At 31.6% G+C, this 19,827-nt stretch carries 12 protein-coding genes and 2 pseudogenes; 1 reads left to right on the forward strand and 13 read right to left on the reverse strand.

Going from position 1 to position 19,827, the window contains the following annotated elements:
• Positions 1 to 193: 193 nt before the first annotated feature.
• Entirely contained in the window at positions 194 to 790 is a 597-nt protein-coding gene (locus tag ACFXN8_RS24425) for a tyrosine-type recombinase/integrase (RefSeq protein ID WP_386848056.1), read from the reverse strand.
• A complete protein-coding gene (locus tag ACFXN8_RS24430) occupies positions 730 to 1,122 on the reverse strand; it encodes a hypothetical protein (protein WP_386848057.1) in 393 nt (130 codons plus the stop codon). The genes ACFXN8_RS24425 and ACFXN8_RS24430 overlap by 61 nt, the downstream gene beginning before the upstream one ends.
• Positions 1,123 to 1,249: 127 nt before the next feature.
• Between ACFXN8_RS24430 and istA the strand changes: the two are divergent.
• A pseudogene (istA, locus tag ACFXN8_RS24435) lies at positions 1,250 to 2,224 on the forward strand (IS21 family transposase); the annotation flags it as partial.
• Positions 2,225 to 2,606: 382 nt separating this feature from the next.
• On the opposite strand, the gene ACFXN8_RS24440 reads toward istA, so the two are convergent.
• The 11 genes and pseudogenes from ACFXN8_RS24440 to ACFXN8_RS24490 form a co-directional block, all read right to left on the reverse strand.
• Positions 2,607 to 6,749 carry an amino acid adenylation domain-containing protein gene (locus ACFXN8_RS24440; RefSeq protein ID WP_386848058.1) on the reverse strand — a complete coding sequence of 1,381 codons (4,143 nt, stop codon included), beginning with the start codon at positions 6,747 to 6,749 and terminating at the stop codon, positions 2,607 to 2,609.
• A 28-nt stretch (positions 6,750 to 6,777) separates the two neighbouring features.
• Positions 6,778 to 7,160, reverse strand: a pseudogene (gene panD, locus ACFXN8_RS24445) (aspartate 1-decarboxylase).
• A gap of 42 nt (positions 7,161 to 7,202) precedes the next feature.
• Positions 7,203 to 8,582, reverse strand: coding sequence for a non-ribosomal peptide synthetase (locus tag ACFXN8_RS24450; protein ID WP_386848059.1), 1,380 nt, complete (start codon positions 8,580 to 8,582; stop codon positions 7,203 to 7,205).
• Positions 8,579 to 9,862, reverse strand: a complete 1,284-nt coding sequence (locus tag ACFXN8_RS24455) for an MFS transporter (RefSeq protein ID WP_386848060.1) — start codon at positions 9,860 to 9,862, stop codon at positions 8,579 to 8,581. The genes ACFXN8_RS24450 and ACFXN8_RS24455 overlap by 4 nt, the downstream gene beginning before the upstream one ends.
• Before the next feature lie 725 nt (positions 9,863 to 10,587).
• Positions 10,588 to 11,565 carry an aldo/keto reductase gene (locus ACFXN8_RS24460; RefSeq protein WP_386848061.1) on the reverse strand — a complete coding sequence of 326 codons (978 nt, stop codon included), beginning with the start codon at positions 11,563 to 11,565 and terminating at the stop codon, positions 10,588 to 10,590.
• Between the two features lie 36 nt (positions 11,566 to 11,601).
• Positions 11,602 to 12,369: a thioesterase II family protein gene (locus tag ACFXN8_RS24465; RefSeq protein WP_386848062.1), complete on the reverse strand. Its 768-nt coding sequence runs from the start codon at positions 12,367 to 12,369 to the stop codon at positions 11,602 to 11,604.
• Positions 12,335 to 13,009 (reverse strand): tryptophan 2,3-dioxygenase family protein, encoded by a 675-nt coding sequence (locus tag ACFXN8_RS24470; protein WP_386848063.1) that lies wholly within the window; start codon positions 13,007 to 13,009, stop codon positions 12,335 to 12,337. Before ACFXN8_RS24470 ends, ACFXN8_RS24465 begins: the two co-directional genes overlap by 35 nt.
• A gap of 26 nt (positions 13,010 to 13,035) precedes the next feature.
• Complete coding sequence (locus ACFXN8_RS24475; protein WP_386848064.1) at positions 13,036 to 13,698, reverse strand: DUF6875 domain-containing protein; 663 nt, start codon at positions 13,696 to 13,698, stop codon at positions 13,036 to 13,038.
• 26 nt (positions 13,699 to 13,724) lie between these two features.
• Positions 13,725 to 13,916 (reverse strand): MbtH family protein, encoded by a 192-nt coding sequence (locus ACFXN8_RS24480; RefSeq protein WP_386848065.1) that lies wholly within the window; start codon positions 13,914 to 13,916, stop codon positions 13,725 to 13,727.
• A gap of 46 nt (positions 13,917 to 13,962) precedes the next feature.
• A complete protein-coding gene (locus tag ACFXN8_RS24485) occupies positions 13,963 to 18,312 on the reverse strand; it encodes a non-ribosomal peptide synthetase family protein (RefSeq protein ID WP_386848066.1) in 4,350 nt (1,449 codons plus the stop codon).
• A gap of 42 nt (positions 18,313 to 18,354) precedes the next feature.
• Positions 18,355 to 19,827: non-ribosomal peptide synthetase (locus ACFXN8_RS24490; RefSeq protein ID WP_386848067.1), on the reverse strand; the 1,473-nt coding region annotated here is incomplete at its 5' end.

The raw sequence follows: 19,827 nt of genomic DNA on the forward strand, positions 1-19,827 counted from the left end.
ACAATATACAACATAAACATATGTTCTATAAAGAAAAAAGCACTTCATTCCTCCCACCTCTGAAGAAGTGGGATTCCTGAAGCTCACTTCTGTGATTTTAAGACATTCACTTTTATTTTTTTTCAAAGAAAAAAGTGAATAGGAAATTACCTACTTACTTACTTGCAATTCACTTGATTTTTAGGACATACAATTAAAAAATATCTCTCAAATTGTTGGCTACTTCTTCAATATCTAAATCTAAATACTGTGTGGTTACCGCTAAATCACTATGTCCTAACGCTTTACTAATCAACGCGACACTTGCCCCTTTTTCTAGTAAACTCTCTGCATATGCCCGTCTAATTGCGTGAGCATTGATATTTTTCAATCCATATCGTTTAGCATATTTATTTAACTGTTTAGAACTCGCACAATTAGATGATTTATTAGTATTCATAGCCAGACCATTTTGTGTAATAAATACATTATGATTACCTGTGCCGAAATGATTTCTAACACCATCATTTAATTTGATTAAAACTTTTAATATTGCAGCTACTTCTTCATCAATTGGCAGCTTTAAAAATTTGTGATTCTTTAAAGCTAAACCATCTAACTTTAAAAATAAATTATCAAAATCAATATGACGTTCGCGTAGTTCACCTAACGTACTAATACGAATCCCCGTTTTATACATTAACTTAATGGCTGCAGCATCACGAAAACCAATAAAAGTTGTTTGGTCAATTAGATGCAATAGCTTATCAATGTCCGATTCTTTCGCCCCTTCTTTAACCTCTTTATCCACTTTAATATGGATAGTCGCCAGATGTGGTCTTTAATCCAACTGTTATTATAGAACTTGCTTAATACGGCTTTAATTGATTTTAAACGAATCAACTTTGTTCGCGGCGAAACTTCTAATACATCTAAATAATGATAAATTGATTCTACTGAAATATCCTCAACGTACTGTAAACGATTAACCGTCATAAATTGATTAAAAATGTATTCATAGCTTTCAATAGTACGTTGCCGATGCCCCACAATTTGCATTTGTTTAAATACCGTTTCCAATGCTGCAGCTACTGTAATAGCATCGCGAACGTCCTCATACTGTTTTGTGGGCAGTACAACCACATCACCACTTACTGCAAATACATCATGCTTTCTACTTTATAAATGCTAATTTAAATATGTACATTCCTGCTTGAATAAAGATGTACAAAAATGCTCTTCCATTTCATACTAATACTGAGGTGTTAGTATGCATATTCAATTAGAGATTGAGACAGAATTTAAAATTAATAGTCTTTCAGATTTAGCAAATTTTAAACAAGTAATGGAGCATTTAAACATGAAGATTAATAAAAGTAGATTAGCAAGGGATATGGGCGTAGGTCGACGAACAATCGATAAATATCTATATGGCTTTATACCAAAAACAAAGCGTAATAAGCCATCTAAAATTGATGAGTTCTATCCGATTATTGCCAGCCTCTTATCAGAAGATTCTAAGCAGGTATTTTATTATCGACGTAATCTTTGGCAGTATTTAAAAGACAACCATGGTTTAGAGTGTGGGCAATCTACATTCCGTACCTATATTGCCAATACGCCAGAATTTAAGGCTTACTTTGAAAAAGCTGAGCGTGTATCTTCTTTAAATAGCGGTATCCGTTATGAAACACGTATGGCCAAACAAGCACAGTTGGATTGGAAAGAAAGTATTCTTTATGAAACAAGTGATGGTGAACAGGTGGAGATTAATGTAGCCGTGTTAGTGCTAAGCTACTCTCGTATGCGGTTCTTCTATATGAGTATTTCTAAATCGCAGGCAGTTTTATTTTCTTTCTTAACCGACACGTTTGAAAAAATGGGTGGTGTACCAGAAGAACTCATCACTGACAATATGAAAACCGTGATGGATGAAGCACGAACAGAACATTTTGCAGGAAAAGTGAATGCGAAGTTTGCGCACTTTGCGAGAGATTTTGGACTTAATGTGAAGCCTTGTGTAGCAGGTCGACCACAAACAAAAGGAAAAGTGGAGACAACGATGAAGTTTTTGGATGAGATCCATGCCTATCAAGGAAAGTTTAACATAACTGAATTACACGCCTATATTGAAAAATTGTGTAATCGTATCAATCATGAAATTCATCAAGGAACGAATAAAATTCCGATTTTAGAATTCCAAAAAGAAAAGAATCACTTACTCCAGCTACCAACTGAACGAGTATGAGATTCTTATCGAATCAACCATATGTCCCACGCCCCCGTACGTTCTACCCTGGCTACTGATAGATTAAATCTAAATAAAAAAAGTTCAACCAGAAAGTTCTGGCTGAACTATATAATACGAAAGCACCCGTTATTTTAAGTACATCGGGTATCCCATGGGATTCTGTATATCTGTGTATAGCTGACATGTGTTTCATTAACCGTTAATCCAGCATTCTCTTGTTTTTTTAACGCGTACTCTGATTGACCTTTACTTAATCCCGCAAATAGGTACCTTTTCAATTTGAAAGCCTTAACGATGGCGTTATTCAATCAAGTTGTCCATAGTCAATCTCCTGGCCTTGTCTTCATAGCCAATCGTTTTATTCAACAGCAGTAAATTAATCTCTAGTACTATTTTGGTCCAAATTTTCCACGTTTAATATATGATCGAAATTAATGTTGTTAGCATATTTCTGTTGTGTCAATAAAAGTTGAGTATTACTATCTTCGAGTATAAAGTAAATCCTTTCAACAGGAAACTGTGGATCGATTGGCAAATATGTTCCTCCAGCTTTTAAAATCGCCAACATTCCTATTACTATTTCAAAAGATTTATCTAACATAATACCGACCACTCGTTCTCTATCAATGCCAAACTTACGAATTTGGTGGGCCAACTTGTCGGACATTTCGTTTAATTGAGCATAAGTTAATTTTTCAGACTCAAATATAAGAGCAACTTCTTTAGGATTCTTAGCAACCTGTTCTTCAAAAACTTGGTGTATTGTTTGTTCTTTAGGATAATCTTTCCCCGTATCATTAAATTCTTTCAATAATTGATTTTGTTCTCGTTCACTTAATACTTCAATATCCTTCAATTTTATTTTTGGTTGTTTGATTACCGTTTTTAATATGTTTTGATAATGACCAACCATTCTTTCAATAGTATCTTTTTTAAATAATTGATTACTGTACTCTATCTCAAATAAGAGTTTACTCATATGTTCTTCAGCAGATAATGTAATATCAAACTTTGAAATCCTACTCTTGTAAGGGTATGTTTGTGTTTTCAATCCCTCAAATTCAACGAAGTCAGTTATCGTATTCTGAAGGATAAACATTGTGTCGAATAATGGATTACGATTTAATTCTCGCTTTATTCCTAGCTTCTTTACCAATTTATCAAATGGATAATCTTGATTCTCGTGTGCTTTTAATACATTTTCTTTTACTTCAAGCAAAAAATCGGAAAAATTTTTATTTCCTTCGGGTTGATTTCTTAAGGCAACCGTATTCACAAACATTCCTATTACATTATTTAAATCTCCATTATTCCTACCTGCTACTAAAGAGCCAACTACTATGTCTGCTTCGTCTGTATAACGATACAACAGAACATTAAATGCAGCTAACAATAGAGTATATAGTGTTACTTCATTATTTTTTGAAAACACTTTAAGTCTTTTTACAATTTCTGAATCTAGTTCAAAGTTAATTGTCTCACCTTCAAAAGGTTGATTGTAGGATCTAGAATAATCCAGTGGCAAACGTAAAGGTTCATAATCACTTATATGTTTTAGCCAGTATTTTTCCTGATTCTTTATCCCTTTACTTTGTATGAAATTGTTCTGCCAATTTGAAAAATCTTTGTATTGAATTTTTAAAGGTTCTAATTTTTCTCCGCTATAAAATGTTGCTAAGTCTTTTAGAAAAATATTCATTGATAAACCATCTGATATAATATGGTGTATATCTATCATTAATATGTGTTGGTTACTATTGACTTTAATTAATTTTACACGTAGTAGAGGAGCATTAGATAAATTAAATGGTTTGACAAAATCCAATGCAATATTATTAATATTTTGTTCACCTAATTCTAGAGATTCTATTAATAATTCAACATCATCATTAATCTTTTGGTGCAATTCATCACCAATAGTCTCAAATGAAGTACGTAGTGTTTCATGCCTTTGTAACAATTGATAAATAGCCTTCTGTAGTTTGACAGTATCTAATTCACCCTCCATTTCTAATAAATAAGGAATATTATATGTTATAGATTCTTCTTCTAATTGACTTACAACAAACATTCTTTTTTGCACTGCTGAAGCTAAATAAGTTTCTTTTTCCTCGACTCTATCAATGATTAATGATTTTTCTGCATTTTTTACATATTCTGCAATTTCTTGTATTGTTGATTGATAAAAGAATGTAGTTGAAGGAATATTAACGTTGAATTTATTACATATTATTGTTGACAAAATCATCGCTTTAAGTGAATGTCCACCAAGCTCTATAAACTTATCACTAATTCCAATTGGTCTAATACCAAATACTTTTTCCCATTCAAGAACCAGCTCTTTTTCTATTTCACTTACTGGAGCTACATAGTTAGTTGTAAGTGTACGCCCTAAGTATTGTTCAGCTAGTAATGATGTATCAATTGTCGAAACTTTATTTTTATAATTGTTTAGTAATGCTTTCCTATCTATTTTTCCATTGTTATTTAGAGGAAGTTCGTCTAATTGAATAATCTTTGAAGGAAACATATAATTAGGGAGTTTATATTCCAGAGATTGATATATATTTTCAATTATTCCCGTTTTTTTCAAGACAATAAAGGCAATAAGTCGATTTTCAGACTCATCATCTTCCTCCACTAATACTGCTGCATCTTTAATTCCCTCAATTCCTAATATTATTGATTCAATCTCTTCTATTTCTATTCTATGGCCTCTTATTTTCACTTGAAAATCTTTTCTTCCTAAGTACTCAAAATTCCCATCAGAATTTAATCTGACAATATCTCCAGTTCGAAATACTTTACCATGCTCTGGAATTAAGTTCTCTACAAATCTATTATTTATTTGATTATTTATATATCCAGGAGAAACACTTTCCCCAGCTATCGTCAATTCTCCTGGAAAACCATAAGCTTGTATATTATTAAATATATCAACCACGAAAGTTTTGGTATTGATTATTGGCTTGCCTATCGGTACATCCTTAGTCTTTGTATCAAAAGGAATGATATAGTGTAATGTATCGTCAGTACATTCAGTTTGTCCATACGCATTCATTAACTGAATATTATAATAATTGTAAAAATTATTAACTAATTGAGGGGAGACTTTTTCTCCAGTCAAAATAAGAATTCTTAAAAAACTAAAGTCTATTTTTGGATTACCATACTCAAATGTCTGCAAATATGACTTTAAAAAGGAAGGTACTACTTCGAGTATCGAAATTCTAAAAGTATTAATTTGTTGGAATAATAACACTGGATTTCTCAGTACTTCCTCTGGAAAAATCACTACTTTTGCTCCAATAAATAAAGGAGAAAAAAATTGCCAAACCGATGCAGCAAAGGTTAAATTCAAGTTATGGCTAATGACATCATCACAACCCATTTGCAAATCTATAATTTTAGCAAATGCGTGATTAACAATTCCATTGTGTTCTAACAGTACTCCTTTGGGTTTTCCTGTAGACCCGGAAGTGTAAAAAATGTATGCTGAATCTTTAAAACAGTAATCAAGTCCCAAATTGTTTGTTCCATACTTTGATAATTTACTCTTTCCTAAATCAAGAAATTCCCCTTCAAATACACTACTTTTAAAGTTCTTAGTAATAATTAATTTAGTCTTACTATCTATAAGAAAATAATCGATACGTTCATCAGGATTATTTATATTGAGGGGTAAACAAATACATCTGGCTTTTAAAACCCCTAATATTGCGATAAACATCTCAAGAGAGCGATCTAAAGTTAGAGCAACAACTTCTCCCTCTTTTACTCCAGAATCAATAATTGCTCGAGCAATTTGGTTTGCCTTCTGATTCATTTTTTCATAAGTAATGCTCTGATTTTTGTATACACATGCTATTTTTTTTGGACTCTTTATCACTTGATCTTCAAATAATTCCTGAATTGTAGATTGGGGTATTAAATATTCAGTATTATTGAATTCAAATAAGGCTTGATGCTTCTCTTTAGCAGTAAGTATATCTATATCATCAATTATAAGAGATGAATCGTTAAGGATTAATTCAATCACTCGTGAATAATGATCAGTAATTCTTTGAGGGAGCTCTACATCATCCTTATATTTTTCGTAAAGATTTACTTCAAATTTAGTAGGATCTCCAATTAAAACACTCATACTCATATCAATCAGTTTATTATTTTCAAAATTTTTTCTGTGGTGCTGATCATATTCATATATTCTAATAATCGAAGTTATTTCATTTGTAGAACCTTTTACATAAGAAGAAGTTTCATTTTGTACCATTTTAAAATATTCTGCAATACTTTGTTTTTCTTTGTAAATGATATTGACTATAGATTGTATTTTCTTATGATTGACAACAGCATACGTAACGTTTGGTGAATTTTTATACCTCTGTAAAAGAATTCCCCAAACTCCAGAAAAAATTGTTTCAACAGATACCCCGAATTCGGCTGCTCTTTCTTTTAATTTTTTCATTTTTTCAATTCCGATTATGTGATTATCGGGCAATTTATCGGAAAGTTTCATTTAATCACCTTCTTTTATTTGATATGGGTTAAAGGTATACATTTCCATGCAGCTCTTCATAATCCTTATTAACAATTTGGTTCTTCTCATCAACCAAAACTACTTTTGGGATGATCTTTTACCTCTTCCCGTTAAGCATTACATACGAAATAACAATTATGATATCACCAGGCTGTACTAGTCTTGCTGCAGCTCCATTGAGACAAACAATTTCAGTTCCCCTTTGCCCAGAAATTACGTATGTTTCCAACCGTTGATCGTTTGTTACATTTAAAACTTGCACTTTTTCATTTTCAAAATATCTGATGCATCTAGGATATCTTGATCAATCGTCATGCTACCTACATAATTATGATGAGCTTCAGTAACTACAGCTCCATGGATTTTCGACTTTTGCATTTCTCTGTACATATTAAATTCCCCTAATTTTATCTTTAAATAAATACTTTATCTTCAATTAAGCTTTTTTCTTATAGGAATGCTTTGGATATCTGCTTTTTCCTCTCTTTCAGATGATATAATTTCTTTTGATATTTCTTCAATTGTTGATAATCTTAGTATTTTCGAAAATGGAAACTTAATAGTAAAATGTTTTTGAATTCGAGAAGAAATTAAAACTGCTGAAAGGGAATTCCCCCCTAATTCAAAAAAATCATCGCTTATTCCGACTTGTTTAATGCCAAGTACGTTTACCCACAACTCAACCAAATACTGCTGAATATCATTCTGGGCAGGCTTGTGAAGATTTGGTTTAGGGTAATCTCTTATAGGTAACTCTTTAGTATCAATTTTTCCATTTATAGTTAAAGGCATCGCTTCAAGTTCAATAAAGACTGTTGGTATCATATAATTAGGTACTTTTTGTATCAGAAAGTTTTTTAACTCTTTAACCGTTTCCTTTTCTTTTAACGTATAATACAAAAACAATCTTTTTTCTTTATTAACTTCATTAATATTTACTACAACAATTGCTTCTTTTACTTTAGGATGATTCAATATATTTCTTTCAATGTCTCCAAGTTCTACTCTGAATCCTCTTATTTTCACTTGTTTATCTACTCTGCCCCAAAATTCTATATTTCCATCTGGAAGCCACCGAGCTAGATCGCCTGTTTTATAAATTACTTCATTGGGATTAAAGGGATTAGGTATAAATTTTTCTTGAGTTAAATCATGATTATTTATATAACCTTTTGACAATCCATCCCCGCCCAAACATAATTCACCTGGTATTCCAATTGGTTGTAGCTGATTATATTTATTTAAAATGAGAGCTTTGGAATTTGGTACTGGTTTACCTATAGGTATATTCTCGTATTTATTTTCAATTGTGTAAGTTGTTGAGAACGTTGTATTTTCAGTTGGTCCATATCCGTTAATCACTCTTAAATTTGGAAACTCATCTAATAATCTATTAATATTTGATTCCGATAAAACATCTCCGCCTACTATTAAGGTATCAAGGCCTTTGAATATAGAAATATCTTCATTAGATAGTTGATTAAATAATGGAGAAGTTAGCCACATTGTGTTTGCAGAATATTTCGACATTGAATTCTTCAAGGACTTTGTATCTAATAGTTTGTCATTATCAATTAGAATAAGACGTCCTCCATTAAGTAATGCACCCCAAATCTCGAAAGTAGATGCATCAAAAGATATTGCACCTGTTTGCAAGATTACCGTCTCATTTGTAAGTTTTACATAATCTATATTTTTAACCAGTCTCAACACATTTTTATGACTTATTTTTACACCTTTAGGTCTCCCTGTAGTTCCAGAAGTATACATTATATACGCATTATCAATGGACTGATTTACATTTTTGATCATATATATTTTTCCTCGCTTTCATTACTGTGTCCCTTCTTTATTAAATGCGGAAGAGAAATAGCAAAATATGCAAATAATATGATTTCACAAGTACCGACTAAAAAAAATAAGAACTCAATTTCAATTAATTTAGGGAATGAAATAGCAATTAACCCTTGAGTTGTTGTAAAGGTTAACATCATAACTGGGTTTATTAAAGCTTGTACTCTACCCATGAATGATCCTTCAACTAGTTGTCCTAGCCATCCAAATAAAGCTATATTACAAAGAGGTATAGTAAATGCATAAATGAAATGCAGCGACAAAAACACCCCAACATTTGGTATTAAAGCTTGAATAAAGTGGGTACAACCCATTACCAATATTGTATATGTAATCATATGATGAAAGGCAATATTTCGAATTAATTTAGTTGATGCAGCTAAGCTACCTAGAAATATTCCGATTCCATAGATACTATTTAACCATATTACAAAAATTTGAAAATCTGCTGGAGCAAGTTTATATTTCAGCATAAACAATTTCATAACACTTTCTCCACCCTCTACAATTCCCAGTATTAGAACACCAACAAAAATAGATAACAATATTTTATTACGAATGATGTAGTTTATACCTTCTTTAAATTGCATTATAATATTCGGGAACTTTAGTTCTGATAACTTGATCTCGCCGTTTGGCATCCTTACCTCTCTTGGTACTTTACAAATGCTTATTAAGTAAGCCGAGATAAGGAAACTAGCCAAATCAATTAAAATTGCCCCCTTTATACCAAATAGCCAGTAACTTGTGGCCCCCAGACTACTACCCAATATTAGGAAAATACTCATTAACATTTGATTTAAGCCCATAGCGAAAGGAAACTCTTCTTTAGTAAGAACACCCTTGACAATAGAGATAGAGGCGGGTTCAAAAAACTTTATAACTCCACTACGAATAAACAGTAATGCGAATACTAATGGTAGTATATCAAGATGGATTGAGAACAAAATAATTAATGTTAAAATCGCAGAAATAATATCGCAATTAATAGCTATCTTTTTTCTGTCAAGACTATCTGCTAGGACTCCTGTTAAAAAGAAGAGTAAGAGAGCTGGTAATGAATACATAATTTCCGCCAAAGTCGTGTAATAAGGTTGCTCCGAAAATCGATCTAGCAAATAAAATGCAAAAGCTGTTAATCCAGTGACAGTACCCACTTGAGAAGTTAAATAAGCAAAAAACATTTTAGCATAACTTTTGTTTTTAAAAACTTTAATATAAGGATTATTCATTATCATTTGCAAAAACCTCCGAAATTTGTAATTTGATAAAAGAACTTACAATTTACCTATATAATCCAAACTCACTATTTCTCTTGCATCAACAGAACCGCTTATTATTTTTCTAACATCTATGCCTCAAGACGTTCCCCTTTCTTGTACGTCTGTACTTCTGAGTTAAGCAACTTGTCTGTCCCATGTATATAAACAAGCGAACGTAACCTCGATATCGTCTAAGCAACTTGTTGGCTCCTTGTTGAACCTTTAGGTGCAATTGGTCTATATATCCCACTTCTAACACTGTAGAGTATGAAGTGTTAATTGCTGGATACTTATTTCTTGCCGACAAATCAGCATCAAACTGCCATAATGTTTCTAATGGACCATACGGCAAATCTACGTCTACTGCTTCTCACTTTAAATCTACTAAAAAAGTCGTAATCGAATTTGCTCCTGCATCTTCAAGTCGTTCTTGTAATGTGTAAATTTCCCTTGTAATCACATAGGGAAAAGTAATTTATTTTACAAAATATGATGGAGGAAAGATTTTGATGTTATATCGAGAACATAACATCAATATCCTTCCTTCGTTTAAACTTACAAGAGGTGAATTTAGAATTACTTTTATTTATAGGAATCAATATTTGTAATTTATTACAGCACTAAATTTTAGGTTTACAAATTATTCAGAGTGGAATTGCTATATTGCCAGATGAGGACTCGATGAAAATTTTATTCTCTCTTTACCAAGCATAAGCTTCGGGTGCCTGTCCACCTAAACTCGGGAATATCCCATCCAATCTTTCCATCATTTCCTCAGTTAAATTAACTTCCGTTGCTTTAATACAATTGTTTAATTGCTCTACGTTTCTTGGTCCAATAATGGTGGAGGTTACACTAGGGTTTGCTAATAACCAGGCTAGAGCTACAACATCTTCTCCTAAATCAATTTCAGCACAAAACTTCGAATATTCTTCAAGTTGGGAGCGGTGCTTCTCTATTCTCTCTGCTTGCCGAGCACTTCTAGGACCTGCGTTATGTAGAGCAGAACCTCCTAATAACCCTCCGGATAGTGGGCTGTATGGAATAATGCCGATTCCCAAATGTTTTGCAGCAGGAAGCACTTCTAATTCGGGAAATCTGCAAAGAAGATTATATTTATGCTGTTCAGATATCAGACCTAAAAGGTTGCGTTTATTTGCTGTACTTTGAGCTATAACTAAGTCCCATGCTGCAAAGTTACTGGAACCAACATATTCAATTTTTCCATTTATCCTTTGCTTTTCTAATTCACCCCAAATTTCTTCCCAAGTAACATCTCTATCTACATGATGTAATTGATATAAGTCTATATGGTCTGTTTGTAGTCGCTTAAGAGATGCATCTAGATGACGCTTAATTTTGTATGATGATAAACCTAGAGAATCATCATTCGGTCCACCATCAATATCACTCATATCCCCATATACTTTTGTTCCAAGGATGACTTTTTGACGTCGATTTTCACCTAGAGCAAACCAGTTTCCAATAATCTCCTCCGTAATTCCATGTGAGTCCCCACCATATACATTTGCTGTATCGAAAAAGTTAATTCCAGAATCTCTTGCGGCATCCATAATTTTAAATGCCTCTTCTTTTGAAGTGTATGTTCCAAAATTCATCGTTCCAAGTACAAGTCTACTCACTTTTAACCCTGATTTACCTAATGATTCGTATTTCATATATTTTACCTCCTATTATTCTTAAAAATAGATTTTTTAATATATTGATTTTAATATGGATTCAATTATATATTTGTGATTATCTACTAAATAAAAATGGTCTCCTTCAAATAATTGGACTTCAAATAATTCGTCTGTTTCTACACTCCAATTATTTAAATCTTCAATTTTAATATTGTCCTTCGTACCACCAATCGCTGTAATTGGACAATGTAATATTTTATTATCATGATAATATTTGTAAGAATCACAGATTTTAAAATCCGATTTAATTATTGGAAGATAAAAATCTAATAGTTCTTCGCTTTCCAGAATTTCATGGGGTGTCCCATTGATATCTTTAAGTTTATTTATTAAATCAAGCTTTGTTAAATTACTTAACTTTTCTGTATTATTAAAATAACGTGGTGCCTTACAACTTGAAACAAAGAGCCTTAAGGGAACTTTATTGTAGTGTTCCATCAAATAATGAGATACTTCAAAAGAAATAATTGAACCCAAACTATGTCCAAAAAAAATTAACTCTTCATCTCCTAGCTGTCTCATTATATTTTTTGATAGGGAATGAACAAGAGGTTCATAATGTTCAAATGGCATCTCTTTTAATCTACTTTCCCTCCCTGGTAGAGCAATCGAATATATCTCAACGCTATCATGAATTTTATCAATCCATTTATAAAAGAAGGATGCACCACCACCTGCAAATGGGAAACAGATTATTTTTACTTTTGCAAGTGGATTATTTTTTAAACAGATTAATAAATTTTCATTAATAGGAGGTCCCGACAAATTGTGTGAATTCATTGATTGATGCCCATATCTTAGGGAAAAATTCCTTATTAACATTCACTTCTAGTATTTTAGCTGGTGCACCCTTCAAACTCTTAGAATTTATTCCTATCATTCGCTTGACTAAAATCATATGTTGATACCTATAGTTTTTAAATTCTTGATCAAATGTTAATAATTCTTGCATTAATAGAAACAGATCATATTTTGATTTTGGATTCCTATAAAGATCTATTATAGTTGTATCGGCTTCAGCTAATATTTCCATAAAGGGTGCAAAGAGTTTTGGACCCTTTTTTAAGATTTCTTTAAATCCAGGGGAATCCTGGCCACTACCATTTCCAAGTACTAATCGTATCTTTGCAAAATCATTAGGTTCTATCCATTCTAATGACTTCGTCGCATTTGTTGCCATGGATATGTGTTGGCTTAGTCTTTTCAATTGATGAATTGCTTCGGATAAACGTCTTTCATCCATACATTCTTGAACAATCTCCAAATGATGTAAAACAAGTTTAAAATGGAGTTCACAGACTTGAGGTACAATAAGGAAATTAAGCTCATTTTCACAACATAGATCTTCTTTCTCTTTCTGGAGTCCTAATAGAATTTCTATACTATGATATTCCTCATATTTTGAAAATCTTCTAACCATGTTTACATCCTCCAATGCATTTTAAGTTAGATATATAATTTTTCTTTTAATTCTTCTAATTTTTCTTTAACTGTTGTATAACGTATACTGTCTAGCTTTCCTTCAAATGTTTGTAAATATCCCTGCAGGAAGTCGATCCGCATTTCTATACTATCACTTTCCTTGTTTAAAAATGGAAGGTCTTCTGGGATTAAGTTTCTAATTGCAATTAAGGGAATATTACTACGGAGCGGATAAAACTCTTTATTATATAATCCATGATGACTATTTTCGGAAAAAAATTCGCCAATCATTAACCCTTTATAAACTAATCTCCTTTTAAATGTACTGTGGATACCAGTGATTAATTTTCCAACCTGTTCATAAGGAATATTTGGAAAAACTAAAACCAACGATTGAAATGTCTTATTAATCTTTTCGTTTGACGAAAGAGAATAAAAGAGCTCAACATTATCGTGTATTAACTCTTCCATTTCTCGGAAACTATATTCTTGTAACTTACTAACAGAACACCATATTGAATCTAACGCGATAGCTTTTGGTAAATAAGGGCATATAGCTCCTGATGAACCTTTCTGTAAATGAGGTTTAGAAGCATAATCAATATAATCTAAAGTTTCTTTGATAGGAGCTAAATTTTCTAATAAATAGTTTAATTCGCTGATAGTATAAACCCTACTATTATCCATATAGGTCCCCCCTTTCTTTTAGATGTTTATGGTTGTAATTCTCTAATACTTTTAGGAGAAATATCGATCCAATGTTCTTTTATATAGGCTAAACACTCCTCTTTACTTCCTTTATATCCAACTTCACTCCATCCTTTAGGAACTTCTAACTCTTGTGGCCATATTGAATACTGTTCTTCTTTATTTACCACTACCTGAAATTGAATAAATCCATCCATGACTATCACCTCACAATTAATAAAATTAGATTTCAGTATATTAAAACTAGTACGGTGAGCGGAAAGCGTTTTTATTAATAAAATATAAAATTGTATTTTTTAATGATTCTATTGAAATTTTTGGATTAACAAATAAATTGTTATCCAGTTTAGAATCTGTCTTTTCTTTATTGAAAATAGCTGGATATCCGTTAGAACTATTTTTTGATATTACATTAATAATTGAGAAAATTTCCTTATCTGAGTTTCTCGAACGGATATTCAATTCTATTTCCCATTTATTGAAAGGTATTATTTTTACGGAATACCCTGCTTGTTTAACGGCTTCTAATATTTTTGAATAAGGCAACTTATTTTCGTTAAAAATATGATAGTTTTCATTAAATTCTTTATAATTTGATAATTTAACGATTGATTTAGCTGCAATATCAACTGGTATTACATCATATTCCATTTCGATATCAGGAAAACTATTCATTTCTATACAACATTGAATAAATTTCCAGAGAAAATCATCAGGTTGGCATGCTCCTGAAATGCTATCTCCCGTCATTCGACTTAGCCTGTAAATATTGATTGGATGTCCGCTATCTCTTACTTTCTGTAATATCTGCTCAGCAACCCATTTAGTTTGTGAATAACCTGTTCCCAATCCTTTACTTTGGGTTGAAATATCATCTTCATATATGGTATTTTTATTTTCTATCGGGCTAGTTGGAAATACCGAAAGAGTCGAAATAAAATGTATTGGTTTTATTTTTTTCTGACGAGATAATCTAATAATCTCATGTGTACCACCTACATTAGTGGGCTCCAAAGAATGGTAGGGATATGTGAAATTTACTAAAGCGCCATTGTGGTAAACAACATCCACTGTTGAAGCTAAGAAATCAAATTTTTTATCATCAAGGCCTAATTTTGGACTTGATAGATCTCCCGGTATAGGAATAATTCGCTTCTTCACATATTCATTCCACAATCCATAAGAAGACATGATATTTTGTATTCTAATCATTGCACCATCTTCATTGGATGCCCGAACAAGACAATAAATATCAGCCTTTGTTTGATTAAGTAATTCGTTAAGAATAAAAGCTCCTAAAAATCCAGTCACACCAGTCAATAATATAGAAGATTCAGATAATTCAAATTTGTTGAAATATACTTTTTCAAAATTATCATTAATTATAGTTTCTTCAGATAAAGCAACTTCGCCAATTTGGTCTGATACTTCATTTATTCCATTCTCTAAAATCTTTTCAATCATTTTAGCCATTCCAGAAATGGTAGGGTCTTTAAAAATGACTCTGATTGGTAAATCAGTATTAAAATATTCACTTATTTTATATACAAGTTTTGCAACAAGAAGGGATTGACCACCTATTTCAAAAAAATCATCATCAACACTGATTTTCTCTAAACTAAGGACTTCTTTCCAAATTTCATTAATTGCAATTTCAAGTTCAGTTGATGGAGCCTTATATGGAGTTTCTAAATCCCTCGTGAAATTAATTATTGGTAAAGCCTTCTTATCCAACTTCCCATTTGGTGTCAGAGGAAAAGAATTTATACTTATAAGTTTTGATGGAATCATATATGAAGGTAATTTTGTTTTCAAAAACCGAATTACTTCCTGAGTTGAACCTTTTGAAGAATCTTTATACACTAAATAACCAACAATTTTCTTTTCTCCATTGTTATCAACAACATCGATAAAAACATTTTTAACAAGAGGACATTCCAAAATTGTCGATTCGATATCCTTCATTTCGATTCTATAACCTCTAATTTTTAATTGATCGTCTTTTCGACCAACAAACATTAAATTACCATCTTCTAATATTTTCACTATGTCCCCAGTCCTGTACATTCTCTCTTCTTCCTTACTGAATGGATTAGGAATAAACTTTTCTGCTGTTGAATCAGGACGACTAATATACCCTCTTGCTAGTCCCACTCCTGAAATGTAAAGTTCTCCTTCAAAACCTACTGGAACTAACTGCAATTTTTCATCCAAAACATATCCTGAATAATTTTTAAAGAGACGGCCTATAGGAGGTCTTTCATTCTTAAGATTGGTACAATCTATTGAAGTCGCTCCAACTGTTGTCTCTGTAGGACCATAACCGTTATATATTTTTCTTTTTGGAGAAGCCCACTTTTCAATAATCGCATTAGTTAATTCTTCTCCATAAGAAACAATAGTTTCCAAGGAATCTAAGCCTTCAGACTTAAAAGCTCTAAGAAAAGATGGAGTTAAATTGGCATAATTGATTTTCTTTCTTACTAACAAATCATTAATTGTATAGTCAATATTGTGGTTACTAAGATCAGCTATGATTAAAGTTCCACCATTTATTAATGTGATTAAAATTCCATATAGCGCAGCATCAAATCCAAATGAAGCTACATGCAACACCTTACTTCCACTCCGAATATTAAAAGTATTCATCTCGTTGTAAGCTAAATTGCTTAATCCCCTGTGTGGAATTTGAACACCTTTTGGTTTCCCTGTAGTTCCAGATGTATAAATGGTGTAAGCTAGATTGTCCAAGCTAACTTCAACATTTAAATTATCTATTTTTCCGTCTACTTCTTTCAACAAATTGAGATATAGCATTTGGAAATTTTCTTTATTGAAAGAAGGATTAACTTTATCATTTGTAATGACATATTTTACATCTGAATCCTCTAACATATAGTTAAGTCTTTCAATTGGAATTGATGGGTCTAGCGGTAAATAGGATGCTCCAGCCTTAAAAACGCCTAAAAGAGCTACCACCATATCAAATGAACGATCCACACATATACCAATAACCATTTCTTTTGTAATACCGTATTTTTGCAACTCCTTAGCAAGTATATTTGCTTTATAATTCAATTGAGAGTATGTCATTTTTTCATTTTCAATTTCTATAGCTACCGCATTGGGTTGATTTAATGCATTTTCTTCAAATAGTTGATGAACACATTTTAGATTAGATGTATCATTGCTTTTTTCATCTAACAAATGGATAATTTTTTTCTTATCATTATTGTTTAATAAGCTAATATCCTTTACTTTGATTGACGCATCTTTTACAATGGTTTTTAAAATAGTTTTAAAAGCATTCAACAATCCACGAATTGTTGTGGAATTGAATAAATCTGAATTGTACTCAATTGCAAGTAATACATTACTTTCTCTTTCTTCAACAACCATGTAGATATCCGTCTTTGAAGTATTTGAATCAATATCCAAAGGGATCGTGACTATTCCGTCTAACTCTAAAGAACATTCATTTTTTTTGTGATATGAAAAAGCAGTTTGAAATAAAGGATTAATAGATAAATGTCTTTCAGGTTTAATTATCTCTACTAACCTATCAAACGGAATATCTTGATGATCGAATGCATCTAGTATGTTGATTCTTATTCTTTTTAGATGTTCACTAAATGAAGGGTTATAAGTAATGTCAGATGGTATGACTATAGTATTAACAAACAGTCCTACAATTTTTTCAAAATCAATTTCATTTCGATTAGCAACAGGAGTACCTGTTAATATAGTTTCTTGTCCTGAGAATCTATGAATTAAAACTGTAAAAGCGGTATATAGTGTCATATATATCGAAACATGATGTTTTAAACTAAAGGCTTTAATTTCTCCATAAAATTCTTCTGATAAATGAGTGATTTCTGTTCTTCCGTTAATTTGAGATTCAGAATTTCTAGAGAGATCTGTAGGCAATTTTAAAATATATGGGTAATTATTTAGTTTATTTTTCCAGTATTCAACAATAGTATTATATCTTTTATTATTTTGATTAAGTTGTTCTTCTTCCCAAATTGTAAAATCATGGTATTGCAACTTTACTTCATTTAAATTATCTGGTTTCCCTAGCTGTAAACTATTATAAAATGAAGACAACTCTTTCAATAAAATATCATTGGACCATCCATCGGAAATAATATGATGTAATATCATCACAAAATATGAACAATCTTCATTCTCTTGTATTAAATAAGCACGAAGGAGAGGGCCTTCTTCTAAATCAAATGGTTTTTTTATTTCTCCCTTAATATATTTAAGCGGGTAATAATTATTTTCACTTTTATTAACCACTTTAATTGAAATGTTAAGATTACTAATTTTTTGAACAACGCTACCATCGACCATATGAAAGGACGTCCTTAGTGATTCATGGCGAGATACAACCCTATTCATGCTTTCTTGAAGATGATATAAATTCAGCTTGCCATTTAGTTTAAAAACTAAATGTATATGATAATTTGGGTCATCAGGGTTCATCTGATTGAGAAACCAAAGTCTTTTTTGTGCTGATGAAATAGAGTATTCTTTTTTCTTTTCTCTTAAATCATTTTGTATTACATTTTTTTTTTCTGGGCGATTCATAGTCGATATTTCACCTCACACCATTCCTTTGTTTTCATCTAATTAATTTAATTCCTCTTCAACAACTGATGCTAATCCTCTAATTGTTGGAAAATCGAATATTTTACGTAGAGGAATATTTATATTAAATACTTTACGAATCCTTATAATGATTTGGGTTGCTGTGAGTGAGTGTCCTCCTAGCTCAAAAAGATTGTCTTCTACTCTAATTTGTTCTACTTTCAATATTTCCTTCCAAATAGATAATATTTTTTGTTCAATATCACTATTAAATTCAAGTTCTACATCACTTAAAGGATTATCAATTGTTTTTTCTAGTAAAGCGTTTTTATTAATTTTTCCATTCGGAAAAATTGGTAATTTATCTAATATTACATAGGCATAAGGAATCATATGTTCAGGCAACCTTTGTTTTAGGTAATTTGGAAGATTACCTGTGTTAACTACCTTGTGTTGATTTGGAAGAAGGAAAGCAACTAACCTTTGATTTATCCCACTTTCTTCTTGAACTACGACAATCGCTTTTTTAATATCTTCAATTTCTTCTAAACAAGTTTCTACTTCTTCAGGTTCAAACCGATATCCACGAATTTTATATTGATTATCAATTCTTTGTATATAAACTATTCGACCATTAGAATCATAACGCACAAGATCACCAGTTCTATATAATCGGGAACCGGGAAGGTCAGAGAACTTGTCAGGAATAAAACGTTCTGCCGTTAAGTCTGATTTCCTAAGATACCCTTTCGAAATATTGGCTCCACCAATATATAATTCTCCTATAAATCCATGCGGAACAGGACGCAAAAATGGATCTAAGACATAAGCATGTGTATTTAATAAAGGTTTTCCTATAGGCAGAAAATCTAACGAGTCACCTTTTGAAAATTCATGCATACATACTCCAATAGTAGTTTCAGTAGGTCCGTAATGATTAAAAACTTTACATTTTGCTGATTTGAGTATCTCTTCTAGTAGACTTTTCCTAGGTTCCTCCCCTCCTAATATTAAAAATTTTCTTGGCAGTAATTCATCCACTCCGTCTAAACTCAAATTACTTAAGTGGGTAGGAGTAATTTTGTATATATCCACTCGATTGTTAGCGAAATAACTTCTTAATTCATAAGGATCATTCAGAATATCATCTGGTACGATTAGTAGTGTTCCTCCTCTACATAATGACAAGAAGAGTATTGTATTTCCTAGGTCGGTAGCAAAACTTGATAAATGTGCACATGTATCTCCTGGATTTATAGGGGTGTTTTGGTTTAATCCGGCAAGATAATTAGATAATTGAACATGTTCTACAAGCACCCCTTTTGGCACTCCTGTTGACCCAGAAGTATAAATGGTATAAATCAAATCATATGGTTCTATGTTATTGTCGATGTCTGGATAATTCTCTTTAGAGTCCAAGACCGTTGAAACTATAACTTGTTCAATTTCCGTAAGTTCTTGATAACAATCGGTCAATAATAAGTTTACTTCGCTATCATTTATAAAATATTTTAC

The sequence above is a fragment of the Lysinibacillus sp. NPDC059133 genome, assembly GCF_042755925.1.
In the GTDB taxonomy this organism is placed as follows: domain Bacteria; phylum Bacillota; class Bacilli; order Bacillales_A; family Planococcaceae; genus Lysinibacillus.